Genomic DNA, 14,835 nt, shown 5'->3' on the forward strand with positions numbered 1-14,835 from the left:
GAAATGAAGTCAAGTTGCTAATACGCTTAACCACTTGAAAATGACTGAGAATGGCTCTGTGCCGGGAGTTGTCAAACCGTTGAGACTCTAAGGACGAACAAAGGTGTGCATTTTTTATGAAAAAAATTGAAAGTTTTTTGGATGTTTTCATAAATTCGAAACAATTTTCATGTGTTTTCACGACGAAAAAATCAATAATCGGCCTTTAGGATGAGGGAAAGAAAACTATATTTTGGTAATTTTAAAATGAGGGTGGAAAGTAAAGGAGAATGCTTATGAAAAAGAAATGGATCGCCATTATATGTCTTGGGCTCATTGTAGTCGTCGGTGGTTGGTATGCTGGATTTCAAGAATCGAAGGTATCCGGTTTTCCGGTGCCACGATTTGCTACGGCAGTTGAAAAACAAGGTGAGTGGAAAATTAAAACGCGTCTTGTCTCGGAAACCGATGGACCGGGTCTATTCTATGGAACGTGGATTCGCCAAGCCGGTTGGAAAGAACTCGATCGTGAAGGAGCGACGGCGTGGTTTGAAAAAGACGGGAAAGTGATTGCCTTGACGACGTTTGATGGGGAACTATATCTCGAAAATTCGAGTAAAGAAGAGATTCGGTTATAACACAATGAAATGAGACAACGATTGGCTTGTCTCATTATTGTAAGCACTCCAAAAGGATTGCATGGGCATCTGCTCATGCAATCTTTTTTGTTTTAATCATCTTCGGAAGAGGAGAGTTGTTTATGTGTCTTAGAATCGTAGATTTTATAGGAAATCGGAAATCGATGGTTCTTTGTTGAAATGACACGACAGAAATAGGGCACGTCTTCTCCGTACGCTCCTAATTCCGGATAATCTTGAAAGGTAAAATCCTCATAATCCTCGTTTGAATCGAAAATAATAGACATGGATTGTGTCTTGCCTGAATTTTCCTCTACATAACAGTCACCTTTGATGACAGCGTAGTCCTTGAAGACGATCTGCGATAGGCTAGGGACCGTCCAGTAGAGTAGCCCAACTCCAAGTAACGTGACAAAGATGAAATGAAGTTTGTCCTTAAATGTTTCTGTCGAGTCTTTCCATGTATCAATCGTAAAGAAGATGCCACCAAAAAGTGTAATGACTCCGAGTATAAGCATTCCGTAATACAGAATGAGTTCACGATTCATTTAATTTAGCTCCATTCCTCATAAAGATAATCCATTTGCCTGAACGACGAATTGCGAATGTTCATAGTGGTAGGTGATGACGGAATAGTCGAACGGACGACCGTTCGTCAAATGAAATACTGTCTCGATCGTCAATCCAGGATCGCCCTCGGTGAGATCCAGATGACGAGCCGACTCAGCGCTTAACTTCCCGACGTGCATATACATATCCGAGAACCCAATATTCAATTGGAGTGCCGTCTCTAAGTATTCGAAGATCGACTGCTCGACGATTTCACGATTTAAGTATGGAACGATCGATTGACGATAGTAAGATTCTTCAAGACAGAGGATCTTGCCGTCGATGTAGCGGATTCGCTTGACGTAATAAACCGTCTCACCTGCCTTGATTCCGAGATTTTTCGCGATATTATCCGTTGCAGCGACCTGTTCGAGTGCGAGAACGGTCGACTCGATCGTATGACCGACGAGATTTTGCTTGAACCCTTGAGTCGAGAACAGGCGAATATATCCATCACGATTTGTCTTCCGAACAAAAATCCCACTGCCTCGGACTTGAAAGATGATGCCTTTTCGTTCAAGTAATTCAAGTGATTTCGTCATCGTCGTCTTACTGACAGCGAATTGCCGGATCAACTCTTCGAGAATCGGTAGTTTGTCCCCTTGTTTCAACTCATGTTGTTCTATGTACCGTTCGATTTCATCGGCCGTCTGTTGGTATTTCAGCATAGGACACCTTCTTTTCTTGCGAACTTTTTTCTTTCTTCAGTATAGCATAAGCCTTCTCTTGATTAATAACATGTTAAATTTAATTATTTATGTATTGATTAATTATGCATGTACAATTAAAATGAAAGGGTATTCAACGCGTCATATTCAGGGGAGGTACACGTTATGGGTAAGGTTCGCGATTATCAACAATTGGCGCATTCGATTTTAGAAGCCGTCGGGGGAGAAGACAACGTCATCAGCGCCGTCCGATGTGCCACACGACTTCGTCTTGTCTTGAAACGATCGGATTCGTCAGCTAAGGAAACAGTCAGTGCATTACCTGGCGTCATTACGGTCGTTGAGTCTGGCGGGCAGTTTCAAGTCGTCATTGGTCAACACGTCGGAGAAGTTCATCAAGAATTTTTGAAGCTCGTCGATTTGGAACAACCGGAAACGGAAGAGGCACCGAAAGGGACGGTCCTCAACCGAATCATTGCGACGATGTCAGCGGTCTTTGCACCGTTCGTCTACATCTTAGCTGCAGCGGGGATTCTGCAGGGAACTCTGATTTTGACGACGCTTGCTTTTCCAGCATTTGCGAAGACGGGTACGTATGAAGTTTTCAGCTTCATCTCATGGGCACCGTTTACGTTCTTGCCGATTTTCATTGCCATTACGGCAGCGAATCATTTTAAGGTCAATGCCTTCATCGCGGTCGCCTGTAGTGCGGCACTCGTCAGTCCAACTTGGGCAGATATCGCAGCACGCATCACGGCTGGTGAATCCATCACGTTTTTAGGAATCGCATTATCCGGGACGACGTATACGTCATCGGTCTTACCGCCATTATTCCTCGTCTGGATCCTGTCTTATGTCGAGCGATTCCTGAACAAGACGATCCATGAAGTCGTCCGTCCGTTGTTCGTCCCGTTCTTCAGCATGGTGTTGATGGTGCCGCTTACGATTCTCTTGATCGGACCGATCACGACACTGGGTGCAGAAGGAATTGCAAACGGGTATAACTATTTAGCAGAGAATGCTCCTGCGGTTGCTGGTCTCATCATCGGTGGCTTCTGGCAAGTCATCGTCATCTTCGGTGTCCACTGGGGTGTCACGCCGATAGTGCTCGCGAACTTTGAACAATATGGACGCGACTCGTTCCAGGCCTACCAAACGATTGCCGTCATCGCCCAAATCGGTGCCGTCATCGGAGTCATCTTGAAAGCACGCAACAAAGAAACGAAAAAAGTCGGAGTCTCGGCCGGACTGACAGGTATCTTCGGTATCACGGAACCGGCTATCTATGGGGTGACGCTCCGCTTTAAGAAACCGTTCATCTATGGCTGTATCTCGGGAGCAATCGGTGCTGTCACGGCAAGTTTCTTTAAACCATATTACTTTGCCTATGCTGGATTACCGGGACCATTGACGCTCGTCAACGGCATCGATTCCGACTATCCATCGTCGATCATCGGCTTATTGATCGGAACGGCGATTGCCTTGATTCTACCGATCGTCTTGATTCAAGTGTTCGGCTTCGGGGAGCAGGCTGCTCCGGTCGTAGCGCCTGCAAGTACAGCGACACCAGTTGCAAAACAAGAAGTCAGCGCTACGCTGACAAACGAAGAGATGCTTCGCGCACCACTTGAAGGAACAATCGTTGCTTTATCAGATGTACCGGATCCTGTCTTTGCTTCCGGTGCAATGGGACAAGGGATAGCGATTCGTCCGACGAACAACCGGGTCACGGCCCCGTTTGACGGGACCGTCGTCATGGTCGCCCCGTCAGGTCACGCGATCGGACTACGGTCGACGAGTGGTGTTGAAGTCTTGATTCATGTCGGTCTTGAGACCGTGACGCTCGACGGTAAACCGTTTACGCTTCACGTCAAAGAAGGTGAGGCGGTGACGACTGGTGATCTCCTTGTGACGTTTGATGCGACAGCGATTGAGACACATGGACTCGAGACGATCACACCAATCATCATTACGAACACGCAGAGTTATGCGCAAATCTTACCGACGGACGAGACGGTCACGACGGCAAATACACAGATTTTGACGATCATCAAGTAAGAGAAAAAGAAGGAGGACATGAAGATGAAGACATTACCAAACGATTTCTTATGGGGCGGTGCGTTAGCGGCGCATCAATTCGAAGGTGGCTGGAATGCTGGCGGAAAAGGACCGAGCGTCGTTGATGTATTAACGGCAGGAGCACACGGCGTCGCACGACGCATCACGGATCAAGTAGAGGAGAATGAATTTTATCCGAACCACGAGGCGATTGATTTCTATCACCGTTATAAAGAAGATATTGCCCTGTTCGCTGAGATGGGACTGAAATGTCTCCGGACGTCAATCGGTTGGAGTCGGATTTTCCCAAACGGAGACGAGGCAGAACCGAACGAAGAAGGACTGAAGTTTTATGATGACGTCTTCGACGAATTACTGAAATACGGCATCGAACCGATCATCACGCTGTCGCACTTTGAGATGCCACTTCACCTCGCGCGTGAATACGGTGGATTCCGCAACCGGAAAGTAGCGCTGTTCTTCGAAAAATTTGCGGAAGTCTGTTTCACGCGTTACAAAGACAAGGTCAAGTACTGGATGACGTTCAATGAGATTAACAACAAGATGGATGTCAGCAATCCATTATTCCTCTGGACGAATTCCGGTGTCCTCCTTGACCCGGAAGAGAACGCGATGGAAGTCATGTATCAAACGGGTCACCACGAGTTGCTCGCGAGTGCCCTTGCCGTCGCGAAAGGGAAAGCGATCAACCCGGACTTCGAGATTGGAGCGATGGTCTCACACGTACCGATCTATCCGTACTCGTCACATCCGGAAGATATTCTGCTCGCTGAAACATCGATGCGTCAGCGCTACTTCTTCCCGGACGTCCAAGTCCGCGGCTACTACCCGTCTTATGCGTTAAATGAGTTCAAACGGGAAGGGTATGATATTCCGATCCTAGACGGTGACGAAGAGATCTTGCGAAACGGAACAGTCGACTATCTCGGATTCAGTTACTACATGTCGACGACCGTCAAACATGATGCCGTCGTCAATAACACAGGTAACATCGTCAACGGTGGTCTCGCGAATGGTGTCGAGAACCCATACATCCAGTCGAGCGACTGGGGCTGGGCGATTGATCCGGTTGGTCTGCGCTATGCGATGAATCGTCTGTACGACCGCTATCAGATTCCGTTGTTCATCGTCGAGAACGGTTTCGGTGCAATTGATACGATCGAGGATGGTCAGATTCATGATACAGCGCGGATCGATTACTTGCGTGCGCATATCGAAGCGTTCAAAGCAGCTGTACTCGAAGATGGCGTCGAGTTGATTGGCTACACGCCGTGGGGCGTCATCGACATCGTCTCCTTTACGACAGGTGAGATGAAAAAACGCTACGGCATGATCTATGTCGACCGGGATAACGAAGGCAACGGATCGATGGAACGGATGAAAAAAGACTCGTTCGATTGGTACCGTCACGTTATCGAGACGAATGGTGCTGCGTTATACGGTTCAGAGACGGCAAAATGATGAAGTAAGGGGCAACGGAAAAAATCCGTTGCCTCTTTTTTTAAAGAATTAGAATAAGAAAGAAGTGGGGTATGGCACACTAAGGAAAAAAACGGGGGACCGGTAAATGATCAAAAAACGCTATGCCGATCGACATGACTGGCGTCGCATCACACAACGACACTATGTTCATGAACAGGTAGACAACGAAGTGTTCAAAGGACATGTGACACTTCTTCAACTGATTGAAGTCGCTTCACCGTTAGATGTCCGTTATGGTGACGAAATAGTTCGAATCGCTGACGCAGGTTACGTTTGGGTACAACAATTCCCAAGCGATGCCCACCATGCCGTGACCTCGATGTTTGACGCCACAGGTCAGTTAGTACAAACCTATATCGATATCTGTCTTTGTACCGGAGTGGAGGACGGACGAGTCTACTGGGAGGATCTGTTTCTCGATCTGATTGTTTTGCCATCGGGACAAGTTTTGTTAATCGACACGGACGAACTAGAAGCAGCACTGGAGCAAGGGATTATCTCAGAAGCGGAATATGCGCTCGCTTGGGTGGAAGCCAAACAACTGCAGAAACAATTACAAGATGGATCTTTTCAGCTCGTCGCACACGCAGAAGTAATAAAAGAACGGTTAGAATTGCAACTTAAACAGGGAACACCGCGTTGACGGGGTTCCCTGTTTTTTAGGCATGTCGTTCTTCGTTAATCTCGTTCGTTGCGAAATACTGTTGCTTGCGCGGGAGGAGAACCAATCCGAGAAAACAGCTCGTCACGATCACGAGGAGACCGGCAAATAGAATCGTACTGAAACGAATCGACCAGATATCACCGAGCAGACCGATGCCGACGATTGCTAGAATCTGTAGCAGACTGACACCGACTCCGTAAAGACTCGTAAAGCGTCCCATTAAGTGGAGTGGGATATTCGTCTGTTGGAACGTTAGGAAACCGGTCCCTGCAAATGCGTGGAAACAACCGAGTAATAAGAAACCGATACAGACGATTGAAAACGAATTCGCACTCGCATACAGCATGTAACCGACAGCGACGAACACATAGCCAATCGTCAGCATCATCCGAACGGAGAGTGTTTTAGCGTAGCGGGCGACGACCCAGCTGCCGGCGACGGAACCGATCCCAGTCAGACTCATCAGTAAACCATAATCGGTTTCCGATAAGCCGATGCTCCGCTGTAAAAAGACGACTTCTTGCGTATCAAGTGCAAGTGTCGCGATCATCATCAGCATCGCGAGGATGTATAATCCGGTCACGTAGCGTGCGCTTTTGCTGAACTGATAGACAAGCCGCCAATCGGATATAATGTCTTGCAGCCGCATCCCTCGTTCGACCGAAGCGGTAAAACGCGGCAAGCGCATCAGCAGGACAGCTGATCCGAGAAACGAGACAGCGTTGAGCCAAATGGCAACGTCGGCAGAAGCAACATAGAGCAATCCTCCAGCGAGAGCCGGACCGATCAAAAAGGCACCAGACGTGATCAGACTACGATAGGCATTAAACGACGTCCGATCGTTTTGCGGAACAAGCGTCGTGATGTAGGTCAACGTTGCCGGTTCAACGACCGCTTTGATGATGGCTAAGGCGATCAAGTCGATGTAAAGCAATGATAATGGTAGAAAAGGCATGATCCCGATTAAGAAAGCACGCAACAAATCAGTCTGAATCAACAGTCGACGTAAGTCGGATCGGTCGACCCAACTTCCTGCGAACGACTTGATGACGAGAGAGACGACCGGACTGATGATCCACAGCGCAGCAACGGCTGACGCTGAGCCGGTCAAGCGATAGATATATACGTTGATCGCAACAAGATAAATGAAGTCACCAAACTGTGAAATACCGAGCGCACTTAAGAGCGTTCGTTCCCGAGAAGACATGATAACACCCTTTCTTACATCATTTTCCAATAGTATACCAGAAAATTCTGATAACGTTTTCGTATATCTCTATACTTTTTGTAGAAGAGTGGGTATACTTGGAAAAAATCAAAGAAAGAAGGGTTCGATCATGTTAACGACCATCGATTTATATCAAGCTTTGCCTGTACTTGAAACGGAACGACTCCGTTTGCGACCGGTTCGCACGGAAGATGCAGCAGATATCTATGCCTATACGAAAGATGAAGAGACAGCAAGATATGTCAGCTGGCATGCGCATAAAAGCCTCACGGATTCTGAACAATTCGTCGAACACATCCTTCGACAATACGAACTAGGGAATCCGGCACCATGGGCAATCGAAGACAAAACGAGCGGTCGGGTCATCGGGACGATTGATTTCATCAAAGTCTCGTTTGAGCAACAGCAAGCAGAACTCGGTTATGCACTGTCGCGCGAGTATTGGGGAAAGGGTTTGATGCCGGAAGCAGCAGCGCGTCTTGTGCAGTACGGCTTTGAGACACTCGGACTCGAGCGCATTCAAGCCCGTTGTTTTGTTGCGAATGATGGGTCCGCTCGTGTCATGGAAAAGGTCGGTATGACGTTTGAAGGAATTTCGCGGAGTGCTTTATACGTTAAAGAGCGTTTCTGGGACTTAAAAATTTATGCGATCACGCGTAGCGATTACGAAGGGAAGTAAGCGATGGGTTCACGACTGATGCATGCCTACATCGGACAACGGTTGATTACGTTACTTCCGAAACTAGAACCTGCTCGATTTCTTCTTGGTGCGGTCGCTCCTGATGCGCGCTATGACGAGAAGGAGCAAGCCCACTATTATACGGGTGAATTAGCGAACGGGACACGAACAATTGACTACGAAGCGTTTTGGAGAGACTCGGCGTCTTGGGATTCATCTTTTCGAAGTGGCTACTACGTCCATCTGATAGCGGACGATATTTGGTTACGCGGTTTTTACATGAGTTGGTTACGGCAAGCGATCATGGCTGACGCCTCGATTGGTTCAAGGTATCATGATGACTTCAGGCGGTACAATACACGTATTGCTCCGTTCGTGAACTGGAATGAACAAGCGATCAATGGGGCGCTTCATGAAGTGAGTGTGCAGTCGAGGTGGAAAGCACTTCCGAAATTTGTTAGCGAGGTAGAAGAGGACCGACGAACCGTTCTGCCACAAGAATATGATATCTTGTTGCCGCATCAATTGGACGGATACATCGAAACAGCGATTGAACGGTCCATCCATCACCTAGGTGAAAAAGGGCTAAAGATTAATCCAGCCAAAGAATCATCTCCGAATCATTGAAATGATCCATTTGACGGTTCCGAATAATATGTAGCAGCATCCGTTCAGCAGACCAATCCACATCAGGTTAATCAGACTTTCTAAACCTTCAAACCAATCCATGACTGGTGTGACGAATAAAGCGAATACAAAAAGTACCGTGACGGTCCAACTGACGGTTGGAATCAGGAAGAGAATTGTTAAGCCAGCGACTATAGCTGGTACGATTCGTTTATAGATAAGATAGATCGCTGCCATGTTCAACGATAAAATATAGATTACAAACGCAATTAAAAATAATTGCGACATAAAATCACCTCCGAATAACAATAAGACGAAGAACGCATCCATTTAGATTAGGATGCGTTTTTCTATGTTTATTGTAAGATGTCTTGAAAATAATCGTATGCATACGGTTGAACAAAAAGAAAATCGTTTTTTTTAATTTTAATTCAAAGCAAAATACTCGGAATAAGTTTAAATGTATGCTATATTGGTAATAAGAAAAGTAAGGAAGTAAGGAATACAAGAAAAACACAGAAAGAAGGAAGTTCGTGATGGAGCTATCAAAGTTAACGTCAAAAGGACAAATCACCATCCCTAAAAAAATTCGGCAAGCTTTGCAAGTGGAGGAAGGAGATCGCGTGGCATTCATTGAGGAGGACGGGTTTGTCATCATGGCGAAAGCGGATTTGAAACAGCTGCATGACCTTCAAGATATATTGAGTGATGAGGCATTCAAGACACTCATCCACAAAGCGAATCATCATTTGTAAAATCAAAAAAGGAGGAAATAACAGATGGATATGCGCGAAGTAGATTTACCAGGAATCGGACGGAAGTTCGAAGGCATCACGACACGAGGAGATAAGGTGGTCGTCATCGTCCATGACGACGGACGACGCGAGATGCATCACTATGATGACGACGATTTTGATGAGAGCATCTCGAGCGTGACGTTTAATGATGCAGAAGCCCGTCAGATGGCAGGAATTCTCGGAGGATTATCCTATAAGCCGAAGGATCTTGAGAAAATCGAACTCGCGTTTGATGATCTCGTCATCGAGTGGTTCAAAGTCGGTCAGGATTCAAAGGTCAACAATCGAACGATCGGTGAACTCGATGTCCGTAACCATTACGATATTTCAATCATTGCGGTGCTCAAGCATGACCGTTCAAAATCGCTCAATCCAGGACCGGATACACGCCTTGAAGCCGGTGATACGATCGTCTTATCTGGAGAACGTCAAAACATCCGTCACATCACGAAAGCATTATTCTCAATCGAAGGAGGCGGATAATATATGGATCATCTCATATTTGAAGTCGGTACCGCGCTTATCTTAGTGGCGATCGCGGCAGTGCTCGCGAACAGACTCAATTTCTCGATCATCCCGTTTCTAATCATTCTCGGGATGATTGTTGGACCGCACGCTCCGACAATCGGGATACTAGACTTCAAGTTCATTGAAAGTGCTGAGTTCATCAGCTTCCTCGGACGAATCGGCGTCCTGTTCCTCTTATTCTATCTCGGACTCGAGTTCTCGGTCGGTAAGTTGATCCGGTCCGGAAAATCAATTGTCACGAGTGGAACGATTTATTTATCGATTAACTTCACCGGTGGTCTCTTATACGGATTCATCGCCGGATTCCCACTCTATGAAGTACTCGTCATCGCCGGGATCATCACGATTTCCTCGAGTGCGATCGTGGCAAAAGTCCTCGTTGATCTCCGCCGGACCGGTAATACGGAGACGGAATTGATTCTTGGAATCATCATGTTCGAGGACATTTTCCTCGCCGTCTACTTGTCTGTCTTATCGGGATTGCTTCTCGGCGGTGGAACGACGTTACTCGCGTCTCTTACCTCGATCTTGATCGCCCTCGGCTATATGTTGTTATTCTTCATCGTTGCCCGGAAGGCAACACCGCTTTTGAATAAGATGCTGAAGATCGCCTCGGACGAAGTCTTCATCATCGTTGTCTTTGCTGCCTTGTTCTTCATCGCCGGATTCTCGGAAACGATTCATGTTGCAGAAGCGATCGGGGCGTTGTTACTCGGTCTCGTCTTCTCGGAAACCGATCAAGGAGAGCGGATCGAACATCTCGTCGTCCCATTTCGTGATTTCTTCGGTGCGATCTTCTTCTTCAGTTTCGGATTAAGCATCGATCCGACAATGTTACTTGACGCCGTCTGGCTCGCACTCGGTGCCGTCGTCATCACGATTATCGGGAACTACGTGGCCGGTATGATTGCGGGGCGTAAAGCAGGCTTGTCACACAAAGCATCCTCGAACATCGGCTTGACGATCGTCTCACGCGGGGAGTTCTCGATCATCGTCGCGAATCTCGGAATCGCCGGTGGATTGATGGATATCTTGTCACCATTCTCTGCCTTGTATGTCTTGATTCTCGCCATTCTTGGACCGTTGATGACGAAGGAATCGAAACGAATTTACAACGTCATGAATAAAATCTTTAAGTGGACGGAACCAAAAGCGAAAAAGACGAAGAAAAATGCCTAATCTGATGTAAACGAACAACCGGTTCGCTTTCCCGAACCGGTTGTTGTTATTTAAGTCAAGACTTCATACGTTGCCATCAGGAATTGTCCCGAATGGCGACTTGCTGTCAAACGAAGATTGGTCTCATTCGTCCCTTCTGGAAACAGCGGGATGCCTGTTCCGAGGATGACAGGGGCGATTGCCAGTTCAATCGAGCGGATGCGTTTTAAGCGCAACGCTTCTTGAATCAATTCGCCACCACCGATCAGCCAAACGTTACCTTCAATCGTTGGCGAAATTCGGTCGAGCAGTTGATCGAGCGGCTCATCCGTATAAGTGACTGTCTCAGACGTTTGTTGCGTCCGGCTATAGACATAACTCGGAATATCTGCGTAAGGGTACGTCTCGCTGAGTTGCAGGACTTCATCATATGTTTTTCGTCCCATGATGACGGCACCGACTTGATCATAGAACGCTTGGTAACCATTATCCCCGTCTCCGGTAACGGCAAATAACCAGTCAAGTGAACCATCGAGTCTAGCGATTTTTCCATCAAGACTGCAAGCGATATAAAGAACGGTCGTAGGTTGTGACATCCATATCTCCTCCTTTTGCATCGTGTGACTTCATCTTAGCGTATAATGACGACAAAAGATGTCGTCATTTAAGGAGGAATTATATGAATACGAGACAATGGCGTTTAATACGCTTGTTAAACCGGGGCGGACACTTCTCTGCACGGATGCTTGCGGAAGAATGTCAGGTGTCGATCCGGACGATTCAACGAGACATGACGGTACTTGAAGCAAATGGCTATCCAATCTATAGCGAACCTGGCGTAGCAGGGGGGTACCGGATGTTGCCACATCGGAACATGCCGCCACTCGTTTTGACGGATGAAGAGACGATTGTCTTCTTCATCCTTTTGGAATGGATTAGTCAGATTCCTGATTTTCCATTCGGAACGATTCGTCAAGAAGTCGCTGAACGCTATGCGCACGAGTTACCGAAAATGACGGAGCAACAGATTGTAAAATGGAAAGACCGCTTTCGCTTTCAAGCGGTCGATACACCACCGTCGCCGCAAAATCCTGCGCTACTCGACTTGTTAGAGAGCGGACGGATGGGGAATATCCTCTATGAGACGACAAAAGGACGACGCATGATCGTCGTAGATCCGATTGGTTTATCGTTCGAACAGAATCGCTGGTACTTCTATGGACAGACGAATCGAGGGTATCGCCAGTTCCGTGTTGATCGGATTAAAGACGTAACGCTTCGTGAGTTGCCAGCAACCGAGTTAACCTTTTCAGATTTGGAACAAGACATGACACGTGTACCGATGACGACGGTGAAATTGGAAGTATCAGCATTAGGCGAACGGTTGCTAGAGGGAATTTTACCAATTCAGTCGGAACGCACATGGTTGGTTCCGGAAACCGAATTGCCGTATCTCGGACGCCAATTGATGCGACTGGGTCCAGAGGAGAGGTGCGAGTGCTTGAACCACTCGAACTTAGGGAGCAGTTGATTCGGCAAGCAACAGAAATGATTGCTGTGCTACGATCCGATAAGGCGCTCGGACAGGATTGATTAAAAAACTATGTTAGGATATAGGTAGAAAGAAACAATAGAGGAAGGGGTCTTCCATGGAAACACTATCATTGATTTTATTGATGCTTGCGCTCATCTTATTGACGCAAGTCATCGGACATTACATCCGTTTCATCCCAACGGCTTTGATTCAAATCATTGCCGGAACCGTCGCTGCTCTCCTGATGAGTGGCTTGACGATTGAGGTCGAATCCGAATGGTTCCTCCTCTTGTTCATCGCACCGTTACTTTATAACGATAGTTCTCATTTTCCACGAGAAGATTTATGGCGGATGCGGACAGCAATCTTTGGGAACGCAATCATCCTCGTCTTGTTGACGACGATTGTCGGAGGATACTTCATCAACTGGTTGATTCCAGTCATTCCAGTCGCTGCTGCGTTTGCTTTGGCTGCGATTTTATCGCCGACGGATCCGATTGCCGTCAACGGGATCGCGAAACGTGTCCAGATCCCAGAACAGATTCTGACACTCGTTCGCGGAGAATCGTTGATTAATGACGCATCGGGACTCGTTGCCTTCAGTTATGCGGTCGCTGCTGTCGTCACAGGATATTTCTCGCTTCAAAGTGCGACGACTGAGTTTTTCTATATGTTCATCGTCGGAGCATTGATCGGATTGACGATCTCACTCGCGATGAACTTTCTCAAGGTTCGTTTGCGTCGCGCCGGTATTGAAGACGTCGTCTTTTATGCCTTGCTGCAAATTTTGACGCCGTTCATCATCTTCTTCATCGCCGAAGAAGGGTTTCACGCGTCAGGCGTCATCGCCGTCGTCACGGGTGGTATCTTGCATGCCTTGATCAAAGAACGAACAGAAACGTTCTTTGCGCAAGAGCAGACGTTGACAGATAACATCTGGACGATGATTGCGTATACGCTAAACGGGATCATTTTCTTATTGCTTGGTTTGACGTTGCCAGAAGCGACACGCGAGATTTTCGCAGATGACGCGATCAACAACTGGCGTCTTATGTTATATGTCATCGAGATCGGTTCATTCATTCTCGCGATCCGTCTCGTCTGGACGATGTTCTTCAACTGGTTTGATCATCGGTTTTTCAAAAAAGAAGACCGGGAACACCGTCGACCGTCCTTTAAGCAAGATTTGATTACGACACTGGTCGGTGTTCGCGGAACGATCACGATGGTCGGTGTCTTGTCATTACCATTTCTGACGGAGTCCGGTGAAGCCTTCCCGGAACGCTCGTTGATCATCTTCCTTGCAGCGGGTGTCATCATCTATACGCTCGTTCTTGCGACGATTCTCTTACCGGTCTTGAACCGGGGCGAAGCGGCGACACCGATTGCACTCGACTTGAACGCTCAAAAACAACGAATGATTCGCCGGGCGATCTCAGAAATCAAACAAGTGACGGACGAAGACAATGCAGTTGTTGCTTTTGATCTTCTTAATGAGTATCATGTCATGCTTCGGTTATTGCGAGCACAGGAGAAAAGTCAGGAAGAACTAAACCAGTTCAATGACCAATTAAAAGCCTTACGTCTTGAAGCCGTTCAGTGGGAGAAGGAAGAATCAAAACGCTTCGTTGCTGAACATAAGGTGCCGGATCTGCTGAAGAAGGACGTTTTCCGCTCAATCGAAAACCGTCGTAAGGCGATCGGGAAGGATTCGCGCTTCCAGATCGTCCAACCGATTCGTAAACTTTGGTGGAAACGGAAACGATCGAATATGTCATCTGACGCGTTGATTCAAATGACGCAAGTCGAGCATGAACTATATGAAAAGGTGATGGGCACAGTCATCGAACGTCTCGAGAATTGCCGCACGTCTTATCCGCCAGACGTCGTTCAAAGCGTGCTGGAGTTCTATAAACGACTTCGCTTCAAACATACGCGGTGGTCGTCACCAATCGGTGGCAAGGACGTCGATCAACAAAAAGAAGAACTTTGCTTGAAAGCAATCGAAGTTCAGCGTCTTGAAATCGCCAATATGTCGAAAGAAGGCGATCTCTCGAACGAAGAGGAGAAGGAATTACGCCGCTTCATTCACTACATCGAGAGTGTCGTTCTCTACGAATACGTCGAATAACAACGAGACTGTTCGTTTGTCACATATTTAAAAG

16 protein-coding genes are annotated in these 14,835 nt (G+C 47.2%); 11 read left to right on the forward strand and 5 right to left on the reverse strand.

Annotation, left to right across the window (positions count from 1 at the left end; translation table 11 throughout):
- The first annotated feature begins 275 nt into the window (after window positions 1-275).
- The gene (locus ITJ88_RS05695; protein ID WP_195864901.1) at window positions 276-617 is read left to right on the forward strand and encodes a hypothetical protein; all 342 of its coding nucleotides are present in this window, start codon (window positions 276-278) and stop codon (window positions 615-617) included.
- A 92-nt stretch (window positions 618-709) separates the two neighbouring features.
- On the opposite strand, the gene ITJ88_RS05700 is transcribed toward ITJ88_RS05695, so the two are convergent.
- Window positions 710-1,165: a hypothetical protein gene (locus ITJ88_RS05700; protein ID WP_195864902.1), complete on the reverse strand. Its 456-nt coding sequence runs from the start codon at window positions 1,163-1,165 to the stop codon at window positions 710-712.
- 18 nt (window positions 1,166-1,183) lie between these two features.
- Complete coding sequence (locus tag ITJ88_RS05705) at window positions 1,184-1,894, reverse strand: GntR family transcriptional regulator (protein WP_195864903.1); 711 nt, start codon at window positions 1,892-1,894, stop codon at window positions 1,184-1,186.
- A 165-nt stretch (window positions 1,895-2,059) separates the two neighbouring features.
- Here ITJ88_RS05705 and ITJ88_RS05710 point away from each other — a divergent pair, with 165 nt between their 5' ends.
- The 3 genes from ITJ88_RS05710 to ITJ88_RS05720 all read left to right on the forward strand — a co-directional run bounded on the left by ITJ88_RS05710 (window position 2,060) and on the right by ITJ88_RS05720 (window position 6,098).
- Complete coding sequence (locus ITJ88_RS05710) at window positions 2,060-3,952, forward strand: beta-glucoside-specific PTS transporter subunit IIABC (RefSeq protein ID WP_195864904.1); 1,893 nt, start codon at window positions 2,060-2,062, stop codon at window positions 3,950-3,952.
- Between the two features lie 24 nt (window positions 3,953-3,976).
- Window positions 3,977-5,434, forward strand: coding sequence for a 6-phospho-beta-glucosidase BglA (gene bglA / locus ITJ88_RS05715; protein ID WP_195864905.1), 1,458 nt, complete (start codon window positions 3,977-3,979; stop codon window positions 5,432-5,434).
- Between the two features lie 106 nt (window positions 5,435-5,540).
- On the forward strand, window positions 5,541-6,098 hold the full coding sequence (locus ITJ88_RS05720; RefSeq protein WP_195864906.1) for a ribonuclease FAU-1 family protein: 558 nt from the start codon (window positions 5,541-5,543) through the stop codon (window positions 6,096-6,098).
- 16 nt (window positions 6,099-6,114) lie between these two features.
- On the opposite strand, the gene ITJ88_RS05725 is transcribed toward ITJ88_RS05720, so the two are convergent.
- On the reverse strand, window positions 6,115-7,326 hold the full coding sequence (locus tag ITJ88_RS05725; RefSeq protein WP_195864907.1) for an MFS transporter: 1,212 nt from the start codon (window positions 7,324-7,326) through the stop codon (window positions 6,115-6,117).
- A gap of 130 nt (window positions 7,327-7,456) precedes the next feature.
- On the opposite strand from ITJ88_RS05725, the gene ITJ88_RS05730 reads away from it, so the two are divergent.
- Both ITJ88_RS05730 and ITJ88_RS05735 read left to right on the forward strand, forming a co-directional pair.
- The gene (locus tag ITJ88_RS05730; RefSeq protein WP_195864908.1) at window positions 7,457-8,026 is read left to right on the forward strand and encodes a GNAT family N-acetyltransferase; all 570 of its coding nucleotides are present in this window, start codon (window positions 7,457-7,459) and stop codon (window positions 8,024-8,026) included.
- Window positions 8,027-8,029: 3 nt separating this feature from the next.
- Window positions 8,030-8,653 carry a zinc dependent phospholipase C family protein gene (locus ITJ88_RS05735; protein WP_195864909.1) on the forward strand — a complete coding sequence of 208 codons (624 nt, stop codon included), beginning with the start codon at window positions 8,030-8,032 and terminating at the stop codon, window positions 8,651-8,653.
- On the opposite strand, the gene ITJ88_RS05740 is transcribed toward ITJ88_RS05735, so the two are convergent.
- A complete protein-coding gene (locus ITJ88_RS05740; RefSeq protein ID WP_195864910.1) occupies window positions 8,636-8,941 on the reverse strand; it encodes a hypothetical protein in 306 nt (101 codons plus the stop codon). The genes ITJ88_RS05735 and ITJ88_RS05740 overlap by 18 nt on opposite strands.
- A gap of 248 nt (window positions 8,942-9,189) precedes the next feature.
- Here ITJ88_RS05740 and ITJ88_RS05745 point away from each other — a divergent pair, with 248 nt between their 5' ends.
- The 3 genes from ITJ88_RS05745 to ITJ88_RS05755 are packed head-to-tail and all read left to right on the forward strand — an operon-like array spanning window position 9,190 to window position 11,157.
- Window positions 9,190-9,408, forward strand: a complete 219-nt coding sequence (locus ITJ88_RS05745) for an AbrB/MazE/SpoVT family DNA-binding domain-containing protein (RefSeq protein WP_058264909.1) — start codon at window positions 9,190-9,192, stop codon at window positions 9,406-9,408.
- A 24-nt stretch (window positions 9,409-9,432) separates the two neighbouring features.
- Complete coding sequence (locus tag ITJ88_RS05750) at window positions 9,433-9,933, forward strand: cation:proton antiporter regulatory subunit (RefSeq protein ID WP_029341865.1); 501 nt, start codon at window positions 9,433-9,435, stop codon at window positions 9,931-9,933.
- A gap of 3 nt (window positions 9,934-9,936) precedes the next feature.
- Complete coding sequence (locus ITJ88_RS05755; protein WP_195864911.1) at window positions 9,937-11,157, forward strand: cation:proton antiporter; 1,221 nt, start codon at window positions 9,937-9,939, stop codon at window positions 11,155-11,157.
- Between the two features lie 50 nt (window positions 11,158-11,207).
- Here the strand turns inward: ITJ88_RS05755 and ITJ88_RS05760 are convergent, their stop codons facing one another.
- Window positions 11,208-11,732, reverse strand: a complete 525-nt coding sequence (locus ITJ88_RS05760; protein WP_195864912.1) for a dihydrofolate reductase family protein — start codon at window positions 11,730-11,732, stop codon at window positions 11,208-11,210.
- Between the two features lie 83 nt (window positions 11,733-11,815).
- Between ITJ88_RS05760 and ITJ88_RS05765 the strand changes: the two genes are divergently transcribed.
- Both ITJ88_RS05765 and ITJ88_RS05770 read left to right on the forward strand, forming a co-directional pair.
- Window positions 11,816-12,667 carry a helix-turn-helix transcriptional regulator gene (locus ITJ88_RS05765; protein WP_230088535.1) on the forward strand — a complete coding sequence of 284 codons (852 nt, stop codon included), beginning with the start codon at window positions 11,816-11,818 and terminating at the stop codon, window positions 12,665-12,667.
- Window positions 12,668-12,785: 118 nt separating this feature from the next.
- The gene (locus tag ITJ88_RS05770) at window positions 12,786-14,801 is read left to right on the forward strand and encodes a Na+/H+ antiporter (RefSeq protein WP_195864913.1); all 2,016 of its coding nucleotides are present in this window, start codon (window positions 12,786-12,788) and stop codon (window positions 14,799-14,801) included.
- Window positions 14,802-14,835 lie beyond the last annotated feature (34 nt).

It is taken from the genome of Exiguobacterium abrahamii, from assembly GCF_015645365.1.
GTDB lineage: Bacteria > Bacillota > Bacilli > Exiguobacteriales > Exiguobacteriaceae > Exiguobacterium_A > Exiguobacterium_A abrahamii.

Excerpts from the sequence above, each read along its gene's own strand:
- ITJ88_RS05755 (WP_195864911.1), top strand. The coding sequence starts at position 9,937 with ATGGATCATCTCATATTTGAAGTCGGTACCGCGCTTATCTTAGTGGCG.
- ITJ88_RS05730 (WP_195864908.1), top strand. The coding sequence starts at position 7,457 with ATGTTAACGACCATCGATTTATATCAAGCTTTGCCTGTACTTGAAACG.
- ITJ88_RS05725 (WP_195864907.1), bottom strand. The coding sequence starts at position 7,326 with ATGTCTTCTCGGGAACGAACGCTCTTAAGTGCGCTCGGTATTTCACAG.
- ITJ88_RS05750 (WP_029341865.1), top strand. The coding sequence starts at position 9,433 with ATGGATATGCGCGAAGTAGATTTACCAGGAATCGGACGGAAGTTCGAA.
- ITJ88_RS05720 (WP_195864906.1), top strand. The coding sequence starts at position 5,541 with ATGATCAAAAAACGCTATGCCGATCGACATGACTGGCGTCGCATCACA.
- ITJ88_RS05765 (WP_230088535.1), top strand. The coding sequence starts at position 11,816 with ATGAATACGAGACAATGGCGTTTAATACGCTTGTTAAACCGGGGCGGA.
- ITJ88_RS05700 (WP_195864902.1), bottom strand. The coding sequence starts at position 1,165 with ATGAATCGTGAACTCATTCTGTATTACGGAATGCTTATACTCGGAGTC.
- bglA (WP_195864905.1), top strand. The coding sequence starts at position 3,977 with ATGAAGACATTACCAAACGATTTCTTATGGGGCGGTGCGTTAGCGGCG.
- ITJ88_RS05740 (WP_195864910.1), bottom strand. The coding sequence starts at position 8,941 with ATGTCGCAATTATTTTTAATTGCGTTTGTAATCTATATTTTATCGTTG.
- ITJ88_RS05770 (WP_195864913.1), top strand. The coding sequence starts at position 12,786 with ATGGAAACACTATCATTGATTTTATTGATGCTTGCGCTCATCTTATTG.
- ITJ88_RS05745 (WP_058264909.1), top strand. The coding sequence starts at position 9,190 with ATGGAGCTATCAAAGTTAACGTCAAAAGGACAAATCACCATCCCTAAA.
- ITJ88_RS05695 (WP_195864901.1), top strand. The coding sequence starts at position 276 with ATGAAAAAGAAATGGATCGCCATTATATGTCTTGGGCTCATTGTAGTC.
- ITJ88_RS05735 (WP_195864909.1), top strand. The coding sequence starts at position 8,030 with ATGGGTTCACGACTGATGCATGCCTACATCGGACAACGGTTGATTACG.
- ITJ88_RS05705 (WP_195864903.1), bottom strand. The coding sequence starts at position 1,894 with ATGCTGAAATACCAACAGACGGCCGATGAAATCGAACGGTACATAGAA.
- ITJ88_RS05760 (WP_195864912.1), bottom strand. The coding sequence starts at position 11,732 with ATGTCACAACCTACGACCGTTCTTTATATCGCTTGCAGTCTTGATGGA.
- ITJ88_RS05710 (WP_195864904.1), top strand. The coding sequence starts at position 2,060 with ATGGGTAAGGTTCGCGATTATCAACAATTGGCGCATTCGATTTTAGAA.